The sequence below is a fragment of the Psychrobacter sp. TAE2020 genome (assembly GCF_018919485.1).
Classification (GTDB): Bacteria; Pseudomonadota; Gammaproteobacteria; order Pseudomonadales; family Moraxellaceae; genus Psychrobacter.
Window position 1 is genome coordinate 2,919,839 of the sequence record NZ_JAHLMU010000001.1, and the last position, 25,094, is coordinate 2,944,932.

The 25,094-nt window shown below is 40.9% G+C and carries 20 protein-coding genes; 17 read left to right on the forward strand and 3 right to left on the reverse strand.

The window, feature by feature from the left end; genetic code table 11:
- Positions 1-66: 66 nt before the first annotated feature.
- Positions 67-1,842 carry an L-lactate permease gene (locus KPY62_RS12035; protein WP_216582536.1) on the reverse strand — a complete coding sequence of 592 codons (1,776 nt, stop codon included), beginning with the start codon at positions 1,840-1,842 and terminating at the stop codon, positions 67-69.
- A gap of 555 nt (positions 1,843-2,397) precedes the next feature.
- Positions 2,398-2,715 carry a glutaredoxin family protein gene (locus KPY62_RS12040; protein ID WP_216582538.1) on the reverse strand — a complete coding sequence of 106 codons (318 nt, stop codon included), beginning with the start codon at positions 2,713-2,715 and terminating at the stop codon, positions 2,398-2,400.
- Between the two features lie 254 nt (positions 2,716-2,969).
- Between KPY62_RS12040 and mtgA the strand changes: the two genes are divergently transcribed.
- The 6 genes from mtgA (at position 2,970) to KPY62_RS12070 (ending at position 8,138) form a co-directional block, all read left to right on the forward strand.
- Complete coding sequence (mtgA, locus tag KPY62_RS12045) at positions 2,970-3,650, forward strand: monofunctional biosynthetic peptidoglycan transglycosylase (protein WP_216582540.1); 681 nt, start codon at positions 2,970-2,972, stop codon at positions 3,648-3,650.
- Positions 3,651-3,899: 249 nt separating this feature from the next.
- Positions 3,900-6,134 (forward strand): polyphosphate kinase 1, encoded by a 2,235-nt coding sequence (gene ppk1, locus KPY62_RS12050; RefSeq protein ID WP_216582541.1) that lies wholly within the window; start codon positions 3,900-3,902, stop codon positions 6,132-6,134.
- A 446-nt stretch (positions 6,135-6,580) separates the two neighbouring features.
- A complete protein-coding gene (locus KPY62_RS12055) occupies positions 6,581-6,760 on the forward strand; it encodes a hypothetical protein (protein WP_216582543.1) in 180 nt (59 codons plus the stop codon).
- A gap of 45 nt (positions 6,761-6,805) precedes the next feature.
- The gene (locus tag KPY62_RS12060; RefSeq protein WP_228730684.1) at positions 6,806-7,126 is read left to right on the forward strand and encodes a hypothetical protein; all 321 of its coding nucleotides are present in this window, start codon (positions 6,806-6,808) and stop codon (positions 7,124-7,126) included.
- Between the two features lie 109 nt (positions 7,127-7,235).
- On the forward strand, positions 7,236-7,859 hold the full coding sequence (locus tag KPY62_RS12065) for a hypothetical protein (protein WP_216582545.1): 624 nt from the start codon (positions 7,236-7,238) through the stop codon (positions 7,857-7,859).
- 69 nt (positions 7,860-7,928) lie between these two features.
- Positions 7,929-8,138 (forward strand): hypothetical protein, encoded by a 210-nt coding sequence (locus KPY62_RS12070; protein ID WP_216582547.1) that lies wholly within the window; start codon positions 7,929-7,931, stop codon positions 8,136-8,138.
- A gap of 210 nt (positions 8,139-8,348) precedes the next feature.
- On the opposite strand, the gene KPY62_RS12075 is transcribed toward KPY62_RS12070, so the two are convergent.
- Positions 8,349-9,104, reverse strand: coding sequence for a tRNA-(ms[2]io[6]A)-hydroxylase (locus tag KPY62_RS12075; protein ID WP_216582549.1), 756 nt, complete (start codon positions 9,102-9,104; stop codon positions 8,349-8,351).
- A gap of 704 nt (positions 9,105-9,808) precedes the next feature.
- Between KPY62_RS12075 and KPY62_RS12080 the strand changes: the two genes are divergently transcribed.
- The 11 genes from KPY62_RS12080 (at position 9,809) to KPY62_RS12130 (ending at position 24,721) form a co-directional block, all read left to right on the forward strand.
- Positions 9,809-12,007, forward strand: coding sequence for a malate synthase G (locus KPY62_RS12080; protein ID WP_216582551.1), 2,199 nt, complete (start codon positions 9,809-9,811; stop codon positions 12,005-12,007).
- A 562-nt stretch (positions 12,008-12,569) separates the two neighbouring features.
- Positions 12,570-13,625 carry a porin gene (locus tag KPY62_RS12085; protein ID WP_216582553.1) on the forward strand — a complete coding sequence of 352 codons (1,056 nt, stop codon included), beginning with the start codon at positions 12,570-12,572 and terminating at the stop codon, positions 13,623-13,625.
- 351 nt (positions 13,626-13,976) lie between these two features.
- The gene (locus tag KPY62_RS12090; protein ID WP_216582555.1) at positions 13,977-15,152 is read left to right on the forward strand and encodes a porin; all 1,176 of its coding nucleotides are present in this window, start codon (positions 13,977-13,979) and stop codon (positions 15,150-15,152) included.
- A 249-nt stretch (positions 15,153-15,401) separates the two neighbouring features.
- Positions 15,402-17,036 (forward strand): CTP synthase, encoded by a 1,635-nt coding sequence (locus KPY62_RS12095; protein ID WP_216582557.1) that lies wholly within the window; start codon positions 15,402-15,404, stop codon positions 17,034-17,036.
- 287 nt (positions 17,037-17,323) lie between these two features.
- The gene (gene kdsA / locus KPY62_RS12100; RefSeq protein ID WP_216582559.1) at positions 17,324-18,223 is read left to right on the forward strand and encodes a 3-deoxy-8-phosphooctulonate synthase; all 900 of its coding nucleotides are present in this window, start codon (positions 17,324-17,326) and stop codon (positions 18,221-18,223) included.
- A gap of 31 nt (positions 18,224-18,254) precedes the next feature.
- Positions 18,255-18,512, forward strand: coding sequence for a heavy-metal-associated domain-containing protein (locus KPY62_RS12105; protein WP_216582561.1), 258 nt, complete (start codon positions 18,255-18,257; stop codon positions 18,510-18,512).
- A gap of 127 nt (positions 18,513-18,639) precedes the next feature.
- Entirely contained in the window at positions 18,640-18,864 is a 225-nt protein-coding gene (locus KPY62_RS12110) for a heavy-metal-associated domain-containing protein (protein ID WP_216582563.1), read from the forward strand.
- 346 nt (positions 18,865-19,210) lie between these two features.
- Positions 19,211-21,532, forward strand: coding sequence for a heavy metal translocating P-type ATPase (locus KPY62_RS12115; protein WP_216582565.1), 2,322 nt, complete (start codon positions 19,211-19,213; stop codon positions 21,530-21,532).
- A gap of 381 nt (positions 21,533-21,913) precedes the next feature.
- Positions 21,914-23,230 (forward strand): phosphopyruvate hydratase, encoded by a 1,317-nt coding sequence (gene eno, locus KPY62_RS12120; protein ID WP_216582567.1) that lies wholly within the window; start codon positions 21,914-21,916, stop codon positions 23,228-23,230.
- 201 nt (positions 23,231-23,431) lie between these two features.
- Positions 23,432-23,740 (forward strand): FtsB family cell division protein, encoded by a 309-nt coding sequence (locus KPY62_RS12125; RefSeq protein WP_216582572.1) that lies wholly within the window; start codon positions 23,432-23,434, stop codon positions 23,738-23,740.
- Between the two features lie 225 nt (positions 23,741-23,965).
- Positions 23,966-24,721: an IspD/TarI family cytidylyltransferase gene (locus KPY62_RS12130; RefSeq protein WP_216583375.1), complete on the forward strand. Its 756-nt coding sequence runs from the start codon at positions 23,966-23,968 to the stop codon at positions 24,719-24,721.
- Positions 24,722-25,094 lie beyond the last annotated feature (373 nt).

A 25,094-nucleotide genomic window follows, 5' to 3' on the forward strand; every position in this document is an offset into this window, starting at 1 on the left:
CATAATGATCATGGTAGCGTCAGCTCGAATACTAATAATGATCTTTTGTTAGTCAGAGTATAGGTTTTAGCGGTTGTCTATGACTGAGCTAGTGGCTTTTTTACCAGTTATGGCCATAAGCCCAAAGAATACTATTGGCCAAATCACCGCTAAGATCCACCACATTATATTACCAAAGATAATACCCATGCCAATTAATCCTGCTTGAATGACGTAATAGGTCATTGCCAGCAAGGTTTTGCGAATAACGTAGCCTTCTTTATCCATGAGTCCCACTACTGCGCAAGCGGCGACCACGTTATGCACGGCAATCATATTACCAGCTGCTCCGCCTACGGCTTGTAGAGCGACCACCTGGGCTGCAAGATTAGTATCGAAGCCAATTTGGCTGGCAGTAGACCATTGAAAGTAAGAGAACATCATATTACTAACCGTATTCGAGCCTGCAATAAAGGCACCCATTGCCCCAATCCACGGCGCTACTAATGGCCAGGCATTCTGAAAGGCACCAGCGGCACTTTCAGCCAATAGTATCGGCATAGCTGGTAGGGCATTAACCACATCAGCTGCTGAACCAGAGTTAATAAATACTTGTACCATAGGCACAGAAAGCAGTAGGGCTGGTGCAGCGTCAACCATAGTTCTGGCTGAATTACTCCAACTACGTTTCACCGCTTGAGCATTCATCTTGAATAATAAAATACATAGTAATGAGCTGATAATTAAAATAGTACCCGGAGAGTAGGCCAGCTGTACTTTACTAGATATGGTGGTACCAAATAGATTGCTAAATTCGATGGTAGTCATATCACCAGTTAAGAACGCTTTGAGCGGTGCTACTACTCTTGTTATAATCAATAAAGCGATTACCACAAGATAAGGAGAAAATGCTCTGACCAAAGAAAACTTCGGGGCAATAGTGTCATCGTACTTTTCTTCAGGCAGCGAGCCTAGCCAGTCTTTATCCCATTTAGCTCTTGGCGCAAAATGAAAAATCTCTTTAGGCATCAAAAATCCACGTTTTGCGGCAGGCAATACGATCATTAAGCCGATAAAACCACCAACTAGTGACGGAAACTCTGGGCCTAGATATTTGGCTACTAAAAAGTAAGGAATGGTAAAGCTAAGACCAGCAAAAATAGCAAAAGGCCAGACCTTTAAGCCTTCAACAAAAGAGCGTTTCTCACCAAAGAATCGGGTCAAGAAAGCCACTAGAATTAGCGGAATTAAAAAGCCTACTACGGCATGAATAAGACCGATATTAGCGGTGATTTGTAATAGATAGTTTTCTGGAGATAGCGGAGCAATAGCTTGAGTGATATCTTCTTTATCATTGATTCCTGTCCATACCCCAAGTAATACTGGAGTACCTACAGCGCCAAATGATACCGGCGTCGATTGAATAATAAGCACAGCCATAACGCAGGCCATCGCCGGAAACCCTAAGGCGAGTAGTAACGGTGCCCCAATAGCAGAGGGAGTACCAAATCCTGACGAGCCTTCGACCATTGAACAAAATAGCCAAGCGACAATAATGGCTTGAATACGTCTATCGGGTGAGATATCCATAAACCCTTTACGAATAGCGATGATAGCACCACCTTCTTTTAGGGTATTCAATAATAAAATAGCAGCAAATACAATAAACAATAGGGTGAGGGCAACGATGATACCGTTTACTGTGGCGGCAGCTACTTGCGCGCCACTAGCTTGCCAGACAAATAAAGCTAACAGTGCAGTGACTAAATAGGCAACGCCCATAGATATTTTGGCGGGTAGCCGCATAACTACTAACAGTACGAGAACTACTAAAATCGGCGCTAAGGCCAAAAATGTATACATTTGAACAATCCTTGTTGCAATGTGTACTAATCCATTATTTTACTAAGCTTACCTCAATGAGGCTAAAGTCATATCAAATATTTTGCCAATTAACTGGTTTATTAGTGTTTGACTCTATCTGGCTTTTGTTTTTTATAAGGGACTGAACATAGAGTGAAATTTATACAGTTGATAGATAGAACTTCAATGAGTCAACGTCAGGAGTTGACTCATTGAACAACATAGCAAAAGTCAAAAAATTTTACTAGTAAATAATCTCTAATTACAGAAATCAATACAGCTATCTAGTAGATACAGGGATAAAGCTTGGTGGTTACGGTTTAACACGCTGAGCAGTATACAGGTAATCCCTATTTTTACCTGAGCATTTGAATTTATGTAGATTATTTTAGTAGGGATGAACCGCTTAGCATTAAGCGGCTAACGATGAAGTGACTATTATCTGGTAGGAGTAGAGTGGCTATTGTCATATTTATATTCGAGTGCGCGCTAGCTTATTGCTTAAAAGCTAACTATGGCTAACATAATAAAAAGATAAGTGAGGTAAGTTAACGGTTAATACTCAGACAATAACTGCTGCAAATCTAGTACTGAGAAGGGCCAATCTAAACGCTTATTGACAGTCAATAATACTGGAATGCTAGTGGCAAAGCTCAGCATCAAAGTTTCATCAAAGTCAGCGATATCGATATTCTGGTAACTAAGCGGCTGTACGGATTGTAAGCGCATTAGTATGTTTTCAGCATCGTCGCACAAGTGACAGCCTGAAGTACCTAGTAGCCACCATTGCTGATAGAGTTCAGGTTGATTGAGCTTAGGTGTAGCCTCAATAATAGCCGCTCGTAGTGCTTGCATAGGGTCAGGATAGTTCATACAGTTACTCATATAAAAACTCATAGCAAAGTGGTTGATAGTAGAATAGCTACTACTAAAGTGCTGGCTATCGCAGTGGTTTGTTGGAGATAGTGTGACTAGTTATAGAGGTGGGGAATGTTGTATATGATAAAGAAATCAGCCAAATAATAACAGCAGCAGTGACACAGATAGTGAGATTGGGTAAGATAGCCTACTAATCAGCTTCAATCTTGGTCACTTATTATTCTTTTAATTAATTGGACACTTAACACATGACAAGTTTTGGCGGATTTATCAAACGGCTATTACTGGCAGTGATAATTTTAATGATAGCTTTTCATGTGTTGGTAGCAGGACTGTTGTTATTGTGGAAGACCCAGCCTATTAATAACAGCATGTTTATGCTTACGCATCGACTCACTGGTGGCAGCGTTACTCAAACTTGGGTAGATTATGATCAGATTGCTAAGTCGGCCAAACAAGCGGCTATAGTCAGCGAAGACTCAACCTTTAGTCAGCACAACGGCTTTGACTTTAAAGGCATTGAATTAGCTATGAAAAAGAACGAAGCGACTGGCAAGTCCTCTGCTGGCGGTTCTACTATCACTCAGCAATTAGCCAAAAACTTATTTTTGACCTCACATCGCTCTTACATTCGTAAAGGCGAAGAAGCAGTGGTTACGGTAATGATCGAAGCCTTTTGGGACAAGCCACGTATACTAAGTGCTTATCTTAACGTCGCAGAATTTGGCGATGGTATTTATGGTATTGAGGCCGCTGCACAACACTATTTCGATAAATCAGCTGCCAATCTAAACCGAGATCAGTCAGCACTGCTCATTGCCACTTTGACCAACCCTAAATATTATGAAAATAATCGCAATGATAGACGTTTGCGTAATAAGCAGCGTATTATAAAAAAACGCTTGAACAACGCCGCTTTACCGCAATAGGCATAACTATAAAGGCCATCTTTAATTTGTAGTACTAAGATTTTATGGTGATAAGCCTTTATTTTAATATGTCTTTATTAAACCAAGTCTAATAAGTCTAATAACTAAAATTCGTATAAGTATAATAGCCTAAGTAATACTAAAAAAGTATCAGTGACATCATTATCCTATACAGTAGCTACAGCACTGAATAGTTGTAGTAGCAATCGAAGTAGATAATAGTGCCTAATGACAACCTGGAGTAGGAGCATGGCAATAGTGAAAAGTAATAATAATAACGATACTAATAACCCTAATAACCCTAATAACCCTAATAATGATAGTAATATCGGTAGTAGTAAGGACAGCGTTCTCATTAAGCACTCGCCTCTTACCCAAATTGATTGGCAACGTTTTGATGATGGTAGTTATTCTTCGAACAGCTATATCAACCGTGATTTATCTTTATTGCAGTTTCATCTACGAGTATTGGCACAAGCGGCAAGTCCCTTGCATCCTTTGCTTGAGCGCTTATTCTTCTTAATTATTTTTTCATCGAATATAGATGAGTTTTTTGAGATTCGAGTAGCTGGTCTTATGCAAAAGCTCAATCTCGGTGATGCTGCGCATAGCCCTCATGGTATGCGCCCAAGCGAAACTTTGAGCGAGATATCAGCGATTACTCATAAGGCTATCGAAGAGCAGTATCGTATTTTGAATGAGGACATTTTACCGGCGCTAGCGGAACAAGATATTCGTTATCTAAAGCGTGATGAGCTAAATAGCGAGCAGTCGGCATGGATGAAGCGTTACTTTATTGAGCAAGTATCACCAGTATTGACACCGATCAGTATTGATCCAGCCCATCCTTTCCCCCGTTTAGTCAATAAAAGCTTGAACTTTATTGCCAGTTTAGAAGGTAAGGATGCTTTTGGTCGCGATATTAATTTAGCTATAGTACCAGCACCACGTAGTTTGCCACGAGTCATTCGCTTACCTGATGAGTTGACGGGTGGTAAAGAGCACCATGTGATGCTCTCGGCAGTGATTCATGAGCATATCGGTGATTTATTTCCAGGGATGAATGTCACGGGTTGCCATCAGTTTAGACTGACTCGTAATGCAGATTTGGACTTAGCTGATGATGTCGATGACATTGCCAAAGCTTTAGAAGGTGAGCTTGAGAATCGTCGCTTCGGTGATAAAGTGCGCCTTGAGGTAACTACTGACTGTCCAACGCCTATTAGTGACTATCTACTTAACCAGTTTGAGTTGCATGAAAATCAGCTTTACCGAGTTAATGGTCCAGTGAACCTAACTCGTTTGTTATTTGATTTTAATATTCCTAATCTACGCTATCAGCCTTTTACTCATGTCCTACCCAAAGCATTTCGCCGCGAATTTGATAAGCTCGATCGCAGTACTAGTATGTTTGGTGCGATGCGTAAAGGGGACGTATTAGTACATCATCCTTTTCACTCTTTCTCACCCGTTATCAACTTGTTATGGCAAGCCGCTAACGATCCTAAAGTATTAGCGATTAAACAAACTTTATATCGCTCCGGTACTAACTCTGAGATCGTACAAGCACTGGCTGCTGCTGCGCGTAATGGTATAGAGGTTACCGCTGTTATCGAATTGCGCGCTCGTTTTGATGAAGCATCCAACATCGCCGTTGCTAATTATCTACAAGAGGCTGGCGCCGTAGTGGTATACGGCATTGTGGGTTATAAAACTCATGCCAAGCTAATGCTGATTGTGCGCCGTGAAGATGACAAAATCATTCGCTACGTGCATTTGGGAACCGGCAACTATCATGCGGCCAATGCCAAGGTTTATACCGATTATGGTTTGTTTACCGCTGACCCTGACATCTCAGAAGATGTGCATAAAATCTTCCAAGAGCTTACAGGTATGGGCAAACCTGCTAACCTAAAAAAACTACTTCATGCGCCTTTTACTTTGCATGAGCAGCTTATGCGCTTTATTGACGACGAAATTGCTCATGCTAAAGCTGGTAAGCTCGCTCATATTATCATCAAGACTAATGCTTTAACTGAGCGTCGTCTGATTGATAAGCTTTATGATGCCTCACAAGCAGGGGTTAAGATTGAGCTTATTTTGCGCTCGATGTGTTGCCTGCGTCCACAAGTACAAGGCTTGTCTGAGAATATCACTGTGCGCTCGATCATTGGCCGCTTTTTAGAGCATACTCGGGTTTATTATTTCCACAATAATGGCGACGAGCGCTTGTACTGTGCTAGTGCCGATTGGATGGATCGCAATCTATTCCACCGAGTAGAAGTCGCCTTTCCGATTCAAGATAAAAAGATGTTTAAACAGATCTATCAAGATGGTCTGCTCAATTATCTACAAGATAATGTACAGGCATGGAGTTTGGAGGGTAAAGGGAAGTGGGAACAGCTACAGCCAAGTGCTGGCGAGACCGCTCACACTGCGCAAGATTATCTACTAAAGACTATTAGCGGTGTTAGTGACGCTTAGACGCTTAACAGCCAATGCTTTACTAATAGCATTGGTAGGGTATCACTAGTAATGCTGGTGAGAGTCCGAGATAGTTAGGGGGTAGTTAATAACCCCTGAGTTTGACAGTAGTAATATCTATAAGAAACCAAGTATGGCTAATAAGCTATATTTGGTTTTTTTTACAAAATAGATTGAGTTACAAACCGTGTTTTAACCTCACATATATTCACATATTGATACCGCAGTACACTAGAGTAGTAATCGGATAATTACTTATACTTAAGTGGTTTATAGTATTGAATATTATTGCTGCCAAACTATTAATTGCCTATTACTGGCTTTCTATTAACCGCTAAAGTTATTTAATTCAGATCTTAGATAAAGGGGTTATATGGGGTTACAGCTAGTTTTTAGAGACAATAATCATTGTTAATATTGAACCTTAATTGCTGATAGGAGAGGTTATGAATAGCTCAGATAAGGATCTAGAACCAAAGTCTGCAGTAACAACAGCCGTAAAAAAATCTGATGCCGAGCAGATCAAGATTAATTTGGACCAGTCCGAACAGGATGATAAACCACAAAAGTTGACGGCAGAAGAAGCTACCCCTTTTATTGATGAAAAATCTCGTACTGATAAGTAAGCTCACTACTAATAATAATCATGATACTTATGTCAAGGACACGCTATGAAACCTGCTATAAATAATGCTAAAAGTACTTTAGGTAATGACATTACTATTGATAAGCAGTTGATGATTGATAATGAACAGCCTAATAATGAAGAACAGGTCATTGTAGAGGATCCTGCTTCTGTAGCTCCAGATAATGCAAAAGGCAGCTATGAAGGACGCAAGTATGATTCAGAAATAGATGGTCCTCAGCAAAAATCTCAAGAAACAGATGAAATATATTCTGATCCTCGTAAAGAGGAAAACTTACCAGATGGCGGCAAAAATGTTGGTGATCTAAATGCCTATGACTTAAGTCAAGATGGTAATAAGATTTAATTATTTAAGTTGATTGATAAGTCCTAAGCTACGATTGTTGACTAAGTTATTGACTAAGCTATTAGATAAACAGCTATTAAATAAGCCTAACTACTCTAAGGATAATAAAATGGAAACCAAAGATCCGGCATTAACTAAAACTCCAATTAGCAGTCATGAAACTTTAAATGAAATGGTCACTGAACACACTGCTAATACTGTTATAAATAATCATGCCAGTGTTGCTGAGCATGATGAAATCAAAGGCACTCGAACTCTGCAAGAAACGGTAATAGGAGCAGGGCTCATTGAGGATATAGAAAGCTTGGATGATAATTCTATAGATTCACGTATAGCTAATAGCAACACTAGTGAGCGTGTAGTAAGTGAAAGAGTGAATCATCAAGACGTCTTGGCTACTACTGGAGCTAATGATGAGTGGGTAGAAGGGGATATTATCACTCAAGATGATATCGTTAATCATGATGAGCTAGAAGCTAATACGTCTGTTACTAATGGCACTGATACTTTTGATAAAAATATAGTCGATAATGTACATGTTAACGAGGGTGATAATGCTGCTCGTCAGCCTGATCGTCGAGATCAACAAGGGGGCAGTGCTTTTGATGAAGGAATTAACGAATATACTGTGGGTAGCGAAGCTCCTAAGAGCGAAGGCATTACTGAGATGAATCGTTATGCTAGTGTTGATAATGCGCAAAGCCGCATTTTAAACCCTGACCAAAAAGACTAATAGTAACTAATCAATTATTGCATACAAGTCGACTGTTTTTTTAATCAGCCATGAAAGTAAGGGCAAATTATGACTACACCAGTTAATCGCGATGATGACCGAAAAACTTCTGATGAAAATTATAAGTTGAGGGACGCTGCTGATAATAAAGGCATAGTTCCTGATGATGCGCTACAAAAAGTTAATCCAGCTGCCGCTGAGCGTATTACTGAAGATCATGATCCCCATAACGTGGCAAAAGCCAATAAACAATATGATACTAGTGTCACAAAGCGCTAGTCGCTAAAGTCACCAATCAGATTTATAACAATAGTAAAACAGTTTTATAAAAAGCCCTTGCTACTAATCAATACTATTGACTAGTAGCAAGGACTTTTTTTGCGCTATTTTTGTGCTTATTGTATTAGTATCTCATTATAAATTTACCTAAGTGATTATTAAAAAAGCAAGCAAGCTAATCAGGCAAACAAGCAAATAGCGAGACTGGTATTAAACAGGTATGCCACTATGGAAACGCAACTCAGTATCTGGACTCGATATCAGCTCAGACTCCAACACTTTAAAAAAGGCTACTCGATCATCGATATTGTCTTCAGATAGTGATTGCGCCAAAGCTAAATAATCCTCGAAGTGCCGACTTTCAGACTTGAGTAAGTAGCGATAGTACTTCGCTAAACGGGGGTCTTCTATTACCTCAGCCAATGCTGCGAAACGCTCACAGGAGCGTGCTTCAATAAAAGCACCAATAATCAATATATCTATCATTGCTGCAGGCTCAAAAGTACGCTTATGTTTGAGCATACCTTTAGCATAGCGTCCAGCACTCAGATACTGCCAATCCTGCCCACGCTCATGCATGATACCGAGCACTTGCTCATAATGGAGCATCTCCTCGCGTATTAGCTGCGCAAGTTTACGCTGCAAATCATAGGCAAACTCATAGCGAAAGATAAGATTCATCGCTGTACCTGCAGCCTTCTTTTCACAGTTGGCATGATCTTGTATGAGTAAAGGTAAGTGGTTAAGAGCATGGTCTACCCATGTTGAGTCTGTCCGGCTGCCTAAAAAGTCATAGATAGGCGTCAGGTCAACTTTGATAGGCGTGCGTAGTCGTGCCACATCGACACTGTCTTCGCTACTGTCATCGCTATCGTCGTTACTATTAACAGCGCTAGTAGTGTTGTCTTTATATGCTGGCTCAATGGCTAGTTTTGCATCTAGCGCATGGTTTTTATAAGGAGTCATAGAATATTCAAGCTTTATTGGCAAGTTAGTATTTATTAAGGAGGTTCTATCAGCGCTATTATAGCAGTCATCCTCTTTATTTGATTGAATCTCAGCGATAGTAAGGAGCGCTAAAGATCATTGGTAATGATTACTTACAGTTTATGTAGACGCTCAAGTCATGTCATTAGCTAAGTTGTAGTACCTCGCTAAAGGTATACACAGCCTAAGGTATCATTAATATAAAACTTCGCTATTTATCTTATGAATGGCTAATTATTGTTTATTTCTTAATTTGATAGTAGGATGCATTTTGCTTTCTAGGTAATTTGTCTTACTATTAGTTACTAGTGTTTATTGCTGGATAATTAGCATTTATTATCAGTTTGCGCTAGTAGGCAGATCAAGCCACTATAGAATGGTTTTACAGTAATATTCTAATGGTTTTGATCTGCACTTAGAATGATCTTGGTTGGCATTAAGTTTACTGCTCATAAAGTATGATTAAAAGCCGTTAAAATTTAGTCAGCGGCTTTTTATTTGAGAGAAAATTAAGGTTTAGATTATTGAAGTTTAGTTAACTACTACTGTTTTTGATAACAGATATCTGAATCTAAAATGAGTGTAGTTCGGATGAAATATAGCACGCTAAACCCTGATTAGTTTGCGCAACCAATAGCACAACTCAACATTAACACCTTTAACGTATAGATAAGGACACTACTATGAGCCAGGCTTCTCACGCTAATCGTATCCAAAAAGGCACTCTTGCCATCGAACAGCAAATGTATGACTTTATCGAAAATGAAGTGCTACCTAGCGTCGGTGTCGATTCAGATAATTTTTGGGCAGGTTTTGAGAAGGTTGTCAAAGAGTTTACGCCACGTAATAAAGCCTTGCTGGCTACCCGAGTCAAACTACAAGACCAAATTGACCAATGGCATTTAGATCATCCTGCCAAAGAGGGGGTCATTGATTATCCTCTTTATAAGCAATTTCTAACCGACATCGGTTATCTGCTGCCTGAAGGCGGTGATTTCCAAGTTAGCACTAAGAATGTCGATAAAGAAATTACTGATATAGCTGGGCCACAGCTGGTAGTGCCGGTTAAAAATGCTCGTTATGCACTGAACGCTACTAACGCTCGTTGGGGCAGTTTATATGATGCGTTATATGGCACTGATGTTATTAGTTCAGAAAATGGTCAAGAGCCGGTAGGCAGCTATAACCCTAAACGTGGTGCAGCAGTCGTAGCTTACGCTAAGAAATTTTTAGACGACAATATTGCCTTAGCTTCTGGCTCTTATAATGACGTTACTGGTTTTGCAATAGTCGATGGCAAGCTTGAGATTGCCCAAGGTGATAAGCGTATCGAGCTTGTTGATCCAACTAAGTTCGTCGGCTACGTCGGAGCTGCGGATAACCCAACGGCTATCTTGCTGAAGAACCATAACCTACACGTCGAGATTCAGATCGATGCTAATAGCTCCATTGGTAAGGATGATCCAGCTAATATTAAAGATGTGCTACTCGAGTCTGCTATTAGTGTTATTCAAGATTGCGAAGATTCTGTTGCTGCCGTCGATGCTGAAGGAAAAGTTGCCGTCTATCGCAATTGGCTTGGCTTGATGAATGGTAATCTAGAAGAAAGCTTTGAAAAAGGGGGTAAGTTACGTACTCGTAAGCAAAACCCTGATCGCGAATATACTACCCCAGATGGCGGCAAGCTAGTATTACCTGGTCGTGCTCTATTGCTTATCCGTAACGTCGGCCATTTGATGCAGAACCCGTCTATATTAGTAGATTTGGGTGATGGACCAGAGGAAGTTTTTGAAGGCATTATGGATTCATTGATTACCCCGCTTATGTCATTAAATGATTTGAAAGGCAAGTCTAAGCACTTGAACTCGCGCACAGGTTCTATGTATATCGTCAAACCAAAAATGCACAGTCCTGATGAAGTGAAGTTTGCTAATGAGTTATTTGCAGCCTCTGAAGATGTATTAGGTTTACCACGTTATACCATCAAAATGGGCATTATGGATGAAGAACGCCGGATGACGGTGAATCTTAAAGAAGCTATTCGCCAAGCTAAAGAGCGGGTTATTTTCATTAACACGGGGTTCTTAGATCGTACTGGTGATGAGATGCACACTAGTATGAATGCTGGACCTTTTGTGCGTAAAATCAAGATGAAAGCACAAGCATGGCAGCCAGCTTATGAGCAATGGAACGTCGATATTGGCCTTGAAACTGGCTTGCAAGGTCATGCTCAGATCGGTAAAGGCATGTGGGCGCGTCCTGATGATATGAAGGAGATGATGGCCACTAAGATTACTCATCCGCAACAAGGGGCTAATACTGCTTGGGTACCGTCACCGACTGGCGCCACTTTACACAGTATGCATTATCACATGGTAGATGTGGCTGAAGTGCAAAGCCGTCTAAAATCACGTAAGCGTGCCAATATAGATGATATCTTGAGTATTCCACTGGCTAAAGATACTGATTGGACGGCTGAGGAAGCACAGACAGAACTAGAGAATAATGCCCAAGGCATCTTAGGCTATGTAGTACGCTGGGTAAACCAAGGCGTTGGCTGCTCAAAAGTACCAGATGTTAATAACGTCGGTTTGATGGAAGATCGAGCCACATTGCGTATCTCGAGTCAGCATATCGCTAACTGGCTGCATCACAATATTGTCAGCACTGAACAAGTTATGGAAGTGATGAAGCGTATGGCAAAAGTGGTCGATGGTCAAAACGCTAATGATCCTAGCTATCAGCCTATGGGCCCTGACTTTGATGGCTCAATAGCCTTTAAGGCGGCTTGTGACTTAGTATTTAAAGGTCGAGAGCAACCAAGTGGCTATACTGAGCCTTTATTACATCACGCACGTCGTGAGCTAAAGGGTAGTCTCTAGATCAGCTTAATCGATCAATAGTGCTCACACGAGCTTACTTATGCTTTAGGCCGCTATAGGGTAGATCAGTAGATTTATAACTGGTCTACGCTATAGGATGCTTGTATAGGTCTGTTATTTTTATTGATATATAGCATTGCTATCTTTGTTGCAAAGTAGCAGTGTTTTTTATTGCAATTTTTTTATTATCGGCGCTAATGTTACTAAAGGCTTACAGGGAATAACAACAAAAAACGGCTATCAAGACTAAAAAATATGTTGCAAATTATGTCAAAGTTGTTATGCTTATATCCGAAGTATGAGTTTGGTAACGCATGTTACGCATCAGAAAGTTAACAACCGAACATTACATGACAGTTACATTAACCTTAAAGTTGATGGTATGAATTATGTAAGTAGTTGTTTTTTCATCTTATGGTAACAAAACTACGTCAAACTTGTTTCTGACTAATCTAGGTAGCCAGTTACACATTATATCTTTGTGGATTTGTGACGATACCATTATGAGCACCAGCTAATAATAGCTAGCTTATTACTAAAATTGTGAAGTGGAGATATCCCCATGAAAAAGTTACTTCTAGCTACAGCCATCGCAGCCCTATCTGTATCTGCAGCCAATGCAGCACCAACTATTTATGGTAAAGCTTTTTTAGCGGCTGACTACATCAATGCCGAATTTGATGGCCCTGCTGGCAATATGTATGATGAAAGCACCGTAGAGATTAATTCTCATGCTTCACGTTTAGGCTTTAAAGGTTCTGAAGCTATGACTGCTAACACTGATGTTATTTATCAGTTAGAGTATGGTACAAGTATCTCTGGTGATAACGCTACTTTCACTAACCGTGATACATTCCTTGGTATAAATAACAAACAGTTTGGTGAGTTCCGTGCTGGTAAAAACCAATCAACCCTAGCTCGTATTGACAACGTTGTTGTGAACGAAGGTTACTGGGATAATCTAGGCCAAACTGTAAATGAGAAAGAAACAGTTTCAGCGTTAAACATGGCGGATAGTAACCGTCTTGCAAGCTCACTTATTTGGACTGCACCAAAGTATAACGGTCTGCCATTACAATTATCAGCAATGTATAGCTCTAATGATGTAGATGGTGATAAATCTGATGACACAGGCTTCGGTGTTGCGATGTTGTTTGACCAAGGTACTGGCTACACAGCTGGTGTTGCATATGATAAAGATCAAAATATCGATGGTGATATCATCCGTGGTACCGCTACTGTTGATCTAGGTAAATATATGGCTGCTCCTGTAAAATTAGGTGCGCTATATCAAGTAGCTGATTATAATCAGGGATCTTCTAAAGAAAAAGGTTTGGTGGTTAGCGCTCAGATGGCTCTAGCAAACTTTGCCCGTCCAGCTTCTATTTATGCACAATACAACAAAACTGATAATTTGAATGGTTTTAATAATTCTGATTCAAATCAAATCGTTGTTGGTGGTAAGTACTTCTATAAAGATAACATCATTGCGCATGCCTATGCTGGTATGAACAAAGCTGATAATGTTATGGCTGATAATTTAGCTAATTCTAATATTCAGGTAGCGGGCGATGCTAAAGTAGTAGTAATTGGTACTGGTCTAGAATACAAATTCTAATCTAACTATTAGAATAGTATTAAAAAAACTCATCCCTCGGGGTGAGTTTTTTTATGTCTTTAATAAACAGCTATATTTTTATCACTACTAAATAAACAAAGACTAAACTTACAGAGTAGTAGTTCTTACTATTAAAAAAGTCAGCGACTCCCTTAGCGATAAATGTTGCAAATAATGTCAAAGTTGCTATCCTTGCAGCCCAAGTACTCACCCAGCAACAAATGTTGCCTAGCCCCCTATTTAAAGCCAGTTATACGAAGATAATTATTTCTAAGCTTATGCTTGGTTTTATGTCTGCGTTTTAATACTGTGCAAAATGACCTAAATATCACTGTAAAATCGAGTTTCGTTATGAAAAAAATACTTTTAGCTTCAGCATTATCGGCTGTAGCATTCTCTACTGCGCATGCAGCTCCCAAGGTTTATGGCAAAGCTTTTGTGACCGCTGACTATGTTAATTTTGAGTCTGATGTTATGACTCGTCTTGCTCCCAATGAGACCACAGATGCCCCAACAGACTATGATAAAAAAGCACTAAAAATAAACTCCCATAGCTCGCGTATTGGCCTTAAAGGCTCTGAGTCGATAACGGATGCAACTGAAGTGGTGTATCAGTTAGAGTACGGTATCAGTGTTGATGGAGATAAAGATGGCTTTAAAAGTCGTGATACTTATCTAGGTTTAGCCAATAAACGCTTCGGTGAACTGCGCTTAGGTCGCAACTCATCAGTATTAGGTGAAGTGAATAACGTCACCCTTACTGAAGGCTATTGGGATAATCTAGGCGATAGTAAGCTCAAAAATGAAAATGAGCTACGCGCACTCAATATGCTAGATGACTCTCGCCAGAACAATTCAATCGTCTGGTTTGCCCCTCAATACAAAGAGCTGCCAGTAGCTTTAGCTCTCCAATACGCCGCTGATGAAAGCTTTGATGATAGCAAAAACGGCTACGGCGCTTCATTGATGTTTGACCAAGGTACTGGCTTTACCGCTGGCGTTGCTTATAGTAAAGATATGGATGTCAGAGACGATATCAATCTGTTAGATCTAGCTGATGCTAAGCAAAAGAATAAAGTTGATTATGGCGGTGATGTTATACGTGCTACTGCTACTGCCGATTTGACTCATTATATTAATTACCCAGTAACTCTAGGGGTTATGTATCAGCAAGCTGATTATGATTTTGCCGGCTCAGATAAAGAAAAAGGCCTAGTAGTCAGTGGTAAGATGGGCTTAAACAGCTTCGCAAAACCTACCACCGTCTATGTGCAATATAATAAAACTGATAATCTAAATGGTTTTAGCAACTCAAACTCAGATCAGATTGTGCTAGGAGGTACTTACCAGTTTAAAAAAGATATCACTGGACATGCTTATATTGGTCAAAACTCAGCAGATTACGTTGCTGTAGGTAAAGTAAATAAAGTTAATAAAAATGGTAAAGAAAAATTTGATCGCTATGATGTTATTGAGTCTGATATCAATGTATTTGCCTTTGGTGCAGGTTTAGAATATAAGTTCTAAAGCTAGGCTTGCTGTAGAAATGATCCTTACCAAACTAAACCAAACTGCTTTTAGATTTAAAAACTCATCCTTCGGGGTGAGTTTTTTTTAGTCCTATGAGTTTTTTACAGACAATTTAGCGGGTCAAAGTGTCAACATCAGTATTAGTAGAGCTTAAAAGCTAACTATTTAACAGAGTTTTGGTTTTGCCCTATATTTCATGACGTATTTTTAGTAAAATCCTCTTTTACCAATTACTGATAGAGTGCTATGACCAAGTTTATATTTGTGACCGGTGGGGTAGTGTCCTCGCTAGGAAAGGGTATCACCGCAGCGTCTCTTGCCGCGATATTAGAAGCACGTGGTGTCAATGTCACTATGACCAAGATGGATCCGTATATCAACGTTGATCCGGGTACTATGAGTCCTTTTCAACATGGTGAAGTGTTCGTCACTGCTGATGGGGCAGAGACCGATTTGGACTTGGGTTATTATGAGCGTTTTTTACGCCATTCAAAAATGAGTAAGAGTAATAACTTCACCAGCGGCCGTATCTATCAAAACGTTCTAAACAAAGAGCGTCGCGGCGAGTACTTAGGCGGTACTGTACAAGTTATTCCGCACATCACTGATGAGATTAAGAGTAAGATTTTAGCTAGTGGTGAAGGCTACGATGTGGCTATTATTGAGATTGGTGGTACTGTTGGTGATATCGAATCATTACCATTTATGGAAGCAGTGCGTCAAATGCAAGTTGAGCTTGGTCGTAATAAAGCCATGCTTATGCATTTAACCTTAGTGCCTTACATTGCTAGCGCTGGAGAGACTAAGACTAAGCCGACGCAGCATTCAGTAAAAGAGCTGCGCTCCATTGGCTTGCAGCCTGATATCCTAATCTGTCGCTCTGAGCACAAGATTTCTCTTGATAATCGTCGTAAGATTTCGCTATTTACTAACGTTGAAGAGCGTGCGGTCATCATGTGCGAAGATGCTAAGAGTATTTATCAAATTCCACGCACCCTGCATGAACAGAATCTAGATGATCTAATTTGTGAGCGTTTTGGTCTTGATTTGCCAGAAGCGGATTTGAGTGATTGGGACAAAGTCGTTGAGGCGCAGCTCAATCCTGAGACTACGGTAACCGTAGCTATGGTAGGTAAATACGTTGAATTACCTGATGCTTATAAGTCAATAAATGAAGCTTTACTGCATGCTGGCATCACCCATAAAGCAGCAGTAAATATCGATTATATCGATGCTGAGCATTTAGAGACTGACGATAGCTTGCTTGAGCGCTTGAAACAAGCTGATGCTATCTTAGTGCCTGGAGGCTTCGGTGAGCGCGGTACGCTAGGTAAAATAAAAGCTATTACTTATGCTCGCGAGAACAAAGTACCTTATTTAGGTATCTGCTTGGGTATGCAATTGGCAGTAATCGAGTACGCTCGTAATGTGCTCAATATCAATGCCAACTCTTCTGAATTTGATCGTAAGACTGCCGAGCCGATTATTGGTCTGATTACTGAGTGGTTAGATGAGCGCGGCGAATTGCAAATACGCAGTGATGATTCTGATCTTGGTGGTACTATGCGCCTTGGAGCTCAACAAGCGGAGCTAGTCGCTGGTAGTAAGCTTAGCCAAATATACGGCTCTAATATAATCACAGAGCGTCATCGCCATCGCTATGAGATGAACAACCGTTACATTGAGCCACTAGAGCAAGCTGGTATGACTATATCGGGCTACTCAACTAAACAGCATTTAGTTGAATCAGTAGAGATTGCTGAGCATCCATGGTTTATCGGGGTGCAGTTCCATCCTGAATTTACTAGCTCGCCACGCGGTGGCCATCCGTTGTTTAATAGCTTCGTAAAAGCGGCTAAAAACTATAGCGATATTAACTAGTTTTTTGAGCTTAAGCGCGTTTTAGCTCAAATAATTATAATTGCAAACACTGTTAGGCTCAAATAGCTGTAGTTTTAATGGTTTGAAATAAAAAAAAGACTACTCTACGGAGTAGTCTTTTTTTGGTCAGTAGCTTATGCAAGTGAATGGTTTTGATTTTATATCGTTTGTGGCTAATGCAACTTAGCGGCTTTTTTTTACAGGACTATCAGTTACAATAGCTATCGAGTACCAGATAATAATAATCAGCAGCGCTAATCAGCAATAATAACTAGGACGGCTATTTTATGGACCCTTTACTAACTGCGCAGTCACATATCCAGCTTGTGACGCCCAAAAAAACAGACACCAGCATCAATAGTCAGCAAGTCATCACTATCGGTAATGATCAGCCATTTGTGTTATTTGGTGGTATGAATATTTTAGAGTCCAAAGAGTTGGCTTTTGAAATTGCTGAACAGTATATCGATATCTGTCAGCGCTTAGGTATTGGCTATGTGTTTAAAGCCAGCTTTGATAAAGCCAACCGCTCAAGTTTGCATTCGTTTCGCGGACCTGGTTTAGAAAAGGGTATTGATTGGCTAGGCCAAATCAAAGAGCGCTATCAAGTGCCGATCATTACTGATGTTCACGAACCTCATCAAGCGCAGCCCGTAGCTGAAGTTGCTGACGTTATTCAGCTGCCAGCCTTCTTGTCTAGGCAAACTGACTTAGTAGAGTCAATGGCTAAGACTGGCGCTATTATTAATATCAAAAAAGCACAATTCTTAGCGCCGCACGAGATGCGTCATATTATTGATAAGTGTCTTGAGGCTGGTAATGATAAGCTTATCTTGTGCGAGCGTGGCAGCGCTTTTGGCTATAATAACTTAGTAGTTGATATGCTAGGTTTCGATACTATGAAGCAGATGGATGTGCCAGTATTCTTCGATGTGACTCACAGTTTGCAACAGCCAGGTGGGCGTAGTGATAGTGCTGGTGGTCGCCGTGAGCAGATTACTACTTTGGCACGTGCAGGCATGGCAACAGGCTTGGCAGGATTGTTCTTAGAGGCGCATCCTAGTCCTGAGACGGCCAAGTGCGATGGTCCTTGTGCCCTACGCATGAGCCAGCTTGAACCATTTCTACAGCAATTAAAGCAGCTTGACGACTTAGTAAAAGGCTTTGAGGTTTTAGATACTCAATAAACACCATCTTCCAAAATGAGAGGGCAAGCTTATGGCTATGCAAACAGCGAGAGTAAGTATCGATAATATCAGAGATGCTAAAGGCCTCGACAGTATTATGATAGCGCTAAAAAACATTACTGGCGTAACTGCTATTGAGCTCGATGCCGCCAGCAATAGCGCTATAGTCAGTTACGAGGATACTGACACTAGTATTCATGCATTGACCGCGGCTATCAGCATGGTTGACTATGTTACCCAACCGTTCCCAATTGATTCTCCACAAAACCCACATTATCACGAGAAGTGAATATTGAATGGTAACTAGGTGGGTAATAAATCAGCTACTAAACTCACTTGATGTTCAGTCAGCATTGTTCTAACGTAGTGGCTAATAGTAAGTTAATACCCTAATAGATAACAATAAGGAGCCTAACATGGCAGAGCAAACGCGTATTATTAATATCGATGGCATGACTTGTGGTGGATGCGTGGCTAGTGTGCATACTGCTACTGCTGATATCGATGGCTTAAATACTATCTCAATTGAGCTTGCCGATAATTTAGCAACAGTCAGCTTTGAGGATAGCAAAACTAGCGCCGAGAAGATTGCCGCTGCAATTGATGATGCTGGATTTGATGCTACTGTTGCTAATTCGTAAGATGTTTATACTTGTATAATCAGACCAGCTGCTAAGGCTGGTTTTTTTTTGCTACAAATTTAAGGTTTAGCTTTTTTGTTTAAACTTAGCTAACTTGCCAATCACGCTTGAAAATCCAGTATTTGGCCTAATGTTAACAATGACTGTTACTATTTCTATTACTTATTATGCTTTTCCTGCGTAGGATAATGAAGATAACAGTGCTGACTGATGTTATACATTGATTTATTGGTCTAATTACCCTATCTTGTCCAGCATCCATCCACCCACTGACCTACTGTTATACGTTAATAGCGCTCGCTTATGGCGGTTATATCTCTGTACTCAGTATGACGAGCTTTTATTTATGAATGATTCCACCCGCACATCCTCCGATGAAAGCTATGCAGTAGAGACTGAGATTCAGAAAAATACTCAGTTGCAACCGCAGCGCGCACATTTGCAGCTAGCGATTGAGGGCATGTCATGTCAGGCTTGTGCGTCGCGAATCGAAAAAGTACTGACTAAAAAACCTTCGGTCTATGAGATTAGTGTCAACTTCGCTGGCGAGACGGCTAACGTAGATTATAATCCAATAGAAACTACACCCGAGCAGATTACCGAGTGGGTCAATAAAACTGGCTTTGTAGCTAACCTACAAGCAGGCGAGGACTTATTTGCCAAAACTGATAAAGACACTGCAACTCGTCTACCTTGGCGATTAATTGGACTGTGGGTGTGTTTGATACCATTCTTAGTCGGTATGGCAGGTATGCTAGTAGGTCAAGGTATGACGTGGATGCCAGCGACTTGGATTCAGTTTGTATTGGCGACCATCGTCCAGTTTGGATTTGCGCTGCCTTTTTATAGTAGTGCTTGGGCATCAATAAAAGGTGGGCTGGCCAATATGGATGTGCTGGTGGTGATCGGCACTGTGACCATTTGGGCTTATTCAACTTATACTTGGTTAACTCACGGCGATAACACTATGCTGCAAGGCGCTATGAGCCATGGCCCTGAGGTATATTTTGAAGCAGGGGTGATGGTTATCGCTTTTGTACGTACCGGTAAGTATCTAGAAGAGCGTACTAAAAAACACAGCCTAAATAGTATTGATTTATTATTGACATTAACCCCTGATGAAGTTGAACAGCAGCAGCCTAATGGTGATTTTCATAATGTGGCTCTGCAACAAGTACAAATCGATGACATCTTACGTGCCAAGCAAGGCAGTCGCGTGGCTACTGATGGGATTGTTATCGATGGTGAAGGCTGGTGTGTAGAGAGTCATTTAACTGGGGAATCTGTACCACTGAAAAAACAAATTGGTGATGGACTACTGGCAGGGGCGTTAGTCGAAAACGGTAGCTTATTATATCGGGTCGCTGCTAAAGGTAGCGATACTAAGCTTGGTGATATGGTGCAAGCGCTTAGCGATGCGCAGGGATCTAAAGCCAAGCTGGCGCGCTTAGCAGATAAAGTAACCGCTATCTTTGTGCCAGTAGTAGTAGCCATTGCCTTAGTTACTTTTGGGCTAACTTGGTGGCTGACTGGGATGTTAGATACCGCATTGATGCATGCAGTATCTGTATTGGTCATTGCTTGTCCTTGCGCCTTAGGCTTAGCTACTCCAGCGGCGATTATGGCTGGTATGGGCGTTGCTGCTCGGCATGGGGTTTGGTTCAAAGATGCACAGAGTTTAGAGGCGGCAGGGGGTATTGATACTGTAGTCCTAGATAAAACAGGTACTTTGACTATTGGTAAACCGACTATCGTTGATCAAGTAATGGTGGATAAGTCTTTAGCCGTCAATGAGGTGCTGCAACTTGCTGCTAGTGTCGAAGTGCATGCCAGCCATCCGCTAGCAACTGCCTTAATCAATACGGCAAATGAGCGCCAATTATCCTTACTACCGGTGACTGATATTAGCGTTATCAAAGGCGCTGGCATTCAAGCTAATATCGAAGGTCTTGGCACCGTCAAAGTCGGTACTGCCGATTTTGCAAATTTGCTATTGCCTAAGCTGATGCCCAAAGTATGGCAAATTGCTAGTACTGTGGCGGTGAGCATTAATGATGAGCCTTTAGGGGCGTTTGCATTAGCGGACGATCTAAAGTCCGATACTCCAGAGGCGATTAGTGCACTACAAGCTGCCGGTATTAAGGTCATCTTAATGAGTGGTGATAAGCAGTCAGTTGTCGACCACGTAGCAGGGCAGCTAGGTATTGATGCCGCTTATGGTCAAATGAGTCCACGTGATAAAGCTAGCCAAATTGCGAAGTTACAAACCGCTGGACATAAAGTGGCGATGGCTGGAGATGGGGTCAATGATGCGCCAGCTATGGCCACTGCTGATGCTAGTTTTGCAATGTTTGAAGGTACTGATGTGGCACAGCATAGCGCTTCTGCGCGCTTGATGGGTGAGTCACTGATGCACATTGATGCGGCACAAAAAATAGCTCAAGCAACAGTACGCAATATTAAACAAAATTTATTCTTTGCTTTTATTTATAATTGTCTAGGTATTCCATTAGCCGCCTTTGGTTTCTTAAACCCAATGATAGCTGCCGCTGCTATGGCACTTAGCTCAATCTCAGTACTGATGAATGCCCTACGCTTAACTCGTTTTAAAACGGCTGTGGAATTAACTAATACGGTATCTGCGCCTAATGCTGAAAAAAAGGTCTAGTAACTGACATTTAGTTAGTAGCTGGTTTTTATCAGACAGGTTTTAATAGATAAGGTTTAATTGTCAACATCGAATAGTCGAGCTTTAGGCGTCAGTACACTCTATAAAGGTTAGCGCTAACAGTGGTAATATTTAATTGAATTTATGCTATGATGCCAAGCACCATAGCAGTGTTTTTATAGTCATAAATATAAGACTTATTTATGGTTTATATAAGCATAATTGACCGTGTTTACGGTGTTAGTTATAGACTCATTTATCCCAGTTATATTTGTTCGTCTTTCTAGGACGTGTTGAACACTCACAAGTAGGCACGCCCAATATTTTATTGTCCCTTTTTTATCCCACAAACTTGGCATGACCAAAGGAATTTAAGACATTATGTACGCTGAAGAATCCAACAGAGTCACCGCAATTAAAGATATTCGTGCTCGTGAAATACTAGATTCACGTGGTAATCCAACGATTGAAGCTGATGTTATTTTAGCTGATGGTACAGTAGGCCGTGCAGCAGTGCCAAGCGGAGCATCTACTGGCTCACGTGAAGCGATAGAGTTACGTGACGGCGATAAAGACCGTTACATGGGCAAAGGGGTCAAAAAAGCCGTAGCCAATGTTAATAGTCAAATCCGCAGCGCCTTGATGGACAAAGATGTCACTGAGCAGCAGCAGATTGATGATGCGATGATTAAGCTTGATGGCACTGAAAATAAAGGCAGTTTAGGGGCTAACGCTATACTAGCGGTGTCATTAGCTACCGCTAAAGCCGCTGCTAAATCACAACATCTACCGCTACATCAGTACATCGCTAATTTGCGTAATCAGACTTCACTGACTATGCCTGTACCAATGATGAATATCTTAAACGGTGGCGAGCATGCAGATAACACTGTCGATATCCAAGAGTTCATGATTGAGCCCGTCGGCTTTACCAGCTTTTCAGAAGCGCTACAAGCTGGTACAGAGATCTTTCATAGCCTAAAGTCAGTACTAAAATCGCAAGGTTTGAGCGTTTCCGTTGGTGATGAAGGTGGTTTTGCCCCTAACTTACGTAGTAATGAAGAAGCCATCACTGTTATCATGCAAGCGATCGAGCAAGTCGGTTACAAAGCTGGTGAAGATATCCACTTAGCGCTTGATTGTGCGGCTAGTGAGTTCTATAAAGACGGTAAATATATTTTGGCCGGCGAGGGTAACAAGAGCTTTGATAGCCAAGGTTTTTCTGACTACTTAGTAGGGCTGGCGCGCCAATATCCGATTATCTCTATCGAAGATGGCCTCGATGAGTCAGATTGGGATGGTTGGAAGTATTTAACTGAGCAAATCGGGGACAAAGTACAGTTAGTCGGTGACGATTTATTCGTAACCAATCCAGCTATCTTGCAAGAAGGTATTGATAAACATATCGCTAATGCTATTTTGATTAAGTTTAACCAAATTGGTACTTTGTCAGAAACTCTAGATGCTATCTATCTAGCTAAGAAAAATGGCTATGCGACTATTATTTCTCATCGCTCGGGCGAAACTGAAGATAGCACTATTGCTGATCTAGCCGTAGGTACGGCTGCTGGTCAAATCAAAACTGGCTCATTATGCCGCTCAGACCGCGTAGCAAAATACAATCAACTGTTACGCATAGAGCAGCAAGTACGCGCAAGTTATCGTGGCCGTGAAGAGTTCATCGGCTTACGCGGCTAAAATCTCGACAGTCAAGTATTTACTCATTATAGAGTAGTGAATTCAGAACTAAGGTTTTGAGGTTGCTAGCAAAGTTTGGCTTAGTAGCTTGTACTTATTTTAATGATAATGCTAAGCTATTAAGCTCTATTAACGGTATAAATATAGTGATTTTCACTTTTGTATATATTCTTTTATTCTCTGGTTTGATGTTGTGAGCATATGAAATACTTTAGCCAATTTATGTTACTTGCTTTGGCCGTTGCGGTGCTGCTAGGGCTGCAGTATCAATACTGGTTCGGCGGTAATGGACATGTCGAACGCAATGAGTTATTGAGTCAAATCGAAGAGCAACAGCGCTTTAATGATAATCAAGTAGCGGCAAATAACTTGTTACGTACTGATGTTAATGACTTAAAGAATGGCCTCGAAGCTGTAGAGGAACATGCACGCTTAGATCTAGGGCTGATTAAGCACAATGAGACCTTTGTGCAGATATCTACTTCGCCCACTACTCGTAGTAGCCAATGATTGTTAATAGCTTAATATAAACTAGAACAATCACTATCAGGCTGGCACACTATCACTATGAGCATCCTCAATACCAAGCTGAACAATAAGCTGAATAACAGGCTTGATCCTAAATTTACCAATAAGTTGAATACTGAACCCTACACTGAATTTAGTGCTGAAGCTGATAAGCAGCTTCAGCTCCATAGTCAGTCTCAGCTTAACAACCCTCCTAAAGTACACGCTATGATAGTCGCTGCTGGACGCGGCAGTCGTTTTGGTGCCGCTGTAGCTAAACAGTATTTACTCATTAATGAGCAGACCTTACTGCAGCTTAGCGTCGCTAGGTTAGCTAGTAGTGCTTACATTACCCACTGTTTGCTAGTCATTGCCGCTGATGATACAACCGCGCACACTCTAAACTTCGAGTTACCAGTATCTTATGCGCAGGGTGGTGCTGAACGTTGGCAGTCGGTAAGCTCAGGCATGCAAGCTATTGCTCAGAGTGGTGCGGCAGATGATGATTTAGTAGTGATTCATGATGCGGCGAGACCCGCAGTTACTACTGCTGATATCGAGCGTGTGATTAGCGCTGCTATGACTGAGCCTTATGGGGCTATCCTTGCCACTCCAGTTGCTGATACTCTAAAACAAGCACAACACCAACCTTCTGATCATAACCTGCTATCAATGCAGAAGCCTGACCCTGATTCAGAAGCTATGAGTAATAATCAGCGTTACTATTCTCAGCGTACTATAGATCGTAGCACTATTTGGCAAGCACAAACCCCACAAGTGTTTCGCTTGGGTAAGCTGCGTCAAGTATTGTCTTATGTTGCCAACCAACAACTAAAAATCACTGATGAAGCTAGCGCCTTTGAGCAGCTAAACTTCCCTATTAGGTTAGTAGCTGGCAGTCGTCAAAATATTAAACTGACTTATCCAGATGATGCGCTACTGCTAAGTGCTTTACTAACTGCACAAGGCCAACCCAGCAGCTAATAATATTTGTGATGGCAGCAACTTAGTGAAAAGTTTCTGAAAACGATCCGGTCTCTCAGTAGACTCATTCATAACCTTAAACTCAAGAATAGAATTAAATCTGCTATTCTTTATAAAACTCTACTAATAGTAGGGTTTTTTTTGATTCTTACTCTCTCAATGGTTATTTTGATATCTGCCAAGCATCAACATTTTCTAAAAAATTAATTAAAAAAAAATGAGTGATTATTCCTGTATACCAAATACTATAAAGGCTTGAATATTATTAGAAAGTTACAATACAGCAGGTTATTTATAACTTATTATTTGCTTTACTGACCAAAATGCACTACTATGTAACTAAGTTAATACAATTATATATAAAATATAAGTA

Bases quoted from the DNA above. Each gene is read 5' to 3' on its own strand.
- kdsA (WP_216582559.1), top strand. From the start codon at position 17,324: ATGGACCCTTTACTAACTGCGCAGTCACATATCCAGCTTGTGACGCCC.
- KPY62_RS12070 (WP_216582547.1), top strand. From the start codon at position 7,929: ATGACTACACCAGTTAATCGCGATGATGACCGAAAAACTTCTGATGAA.
- KPY62_RS12035 (WP_216582536.1), bottom strand. From the start codon at position 1,842: ATGTATACATTTTTGGCCTTAGCGCCGATTTTAGTAGTTCTCGTACTG.
- KPY62_RS12040 (WP_216582538.1), bottom strand. From the start codon at position 2,715: ATGAACTATCCTGACCCTATGCAAGCACTACGAGCGGCTATTATTGAG.
- KPY62_RS12105 (WP_216582561.1), top strand. From the start codon at position 18,255: ATGGCTATGCAAACAGCGAGAGTAAGTATCGATAATATCAGAGATGCT.
- KPY62_RS12075 (WP_216582549.1), bottom strand. From the start codon at position 9,104: ATGACTCCTTATAAAAACCATGCGCTAGATGCAAAACTAGCCATTGAG.
- KPY62_RS12090 (WP_216582555.1), top strand. From the start codon at position 13,977: ATGAAAAAAATACTTTTAGCTTCAGCATTATCGGCTGTAGCATTCTCT.
- eno (WP_216582567.1), top strand. From the start codon at position 21,914: ATGTACGCTGAAGAATCCAACAGAGTCACCGCAATTAAAGATATTCGT.
- KPY62_RS12055 (WP_216582543.1), top strand. From the start codon at position 6,581: ATGAATAGCTCAGATAAGGATCTAGAACCAAAGTCTGCAGTAACAACA.
- KPY62_RS12110 (WP_216582563.1), top strand. From the start codon at position 18,640: ATGGCAGAGCAAACGCGTATTATTAATATCGATGGCATGACTTGTGGT.
- KPY62_RS12095 (WP_216582557.1), top strand. From the start codon at position 15,402: ATGACCAAGTTTATATTTGTGACCGGTGGGGTAGTGTCCTCGCTAGGA.
- ppk1 (WP_216582541.1), top strand. From the start codon at position 3,900: ATGGCAATAGTGAAAAGTAATAATAATAACGATACTAATAACCCTAAT.
- KPY62_RS12130 (WP_216583375.1), top strand. From the start codon at position 23,966: ATGATAGTCGCTGCTGGACGCGGCAGTCGTTTTGGTGCCGCTGTAGCT.
- KPY62_RS12115 (WP_216582565.1), top strand. From the start codon at position 19,211: ATGAATGATTCCACCCGCACATCCTCCGATGAAAGCTATGCAGTAGAG.
- KPY62_RS12125 (WP_216582572.1), top strand. From the start codon at position 23,432: ATGAAATACTTTAGCCAATTTATGTTACTTGCTTTGGCCGTTGCGGTG.
- KPY62_RS12085 (WP_216582553.1), top strand. From the start codon at position 12,570: ATGAAAAAGTTACTTCTAGCTACAGCCATCGCAGCCCTATCTGTATCT.
- KPY62_RS12060 (WP_228730684.1), top strand. From the start codon at position 6,806: ATGAAACCTGCTATAAATAATGCTAAAAGTACTTTAGGTAATGACATT.
- mtgA (WP_216582540.1), top strand. From the start codon at position 2,970: ATGACAAGTTTTGGCGGATTTATCAAACGGCTATTACTGGCAGTGATA.
- KPY62_RS12080 (WP_216582551.1), top strand. From the start codon at position 9,809: ATGAGCCAGGCTTCTCACGCTAATCGTATCCAAAAAGGCACTCTTGCC.
- KPY62_RS12065 (WP_216582545.1), top strand. From the start codon at position 7,236: ATGGAAACCAAAGATCCGGCATTAACTAAAACTCCAATTAGCAGTCAT.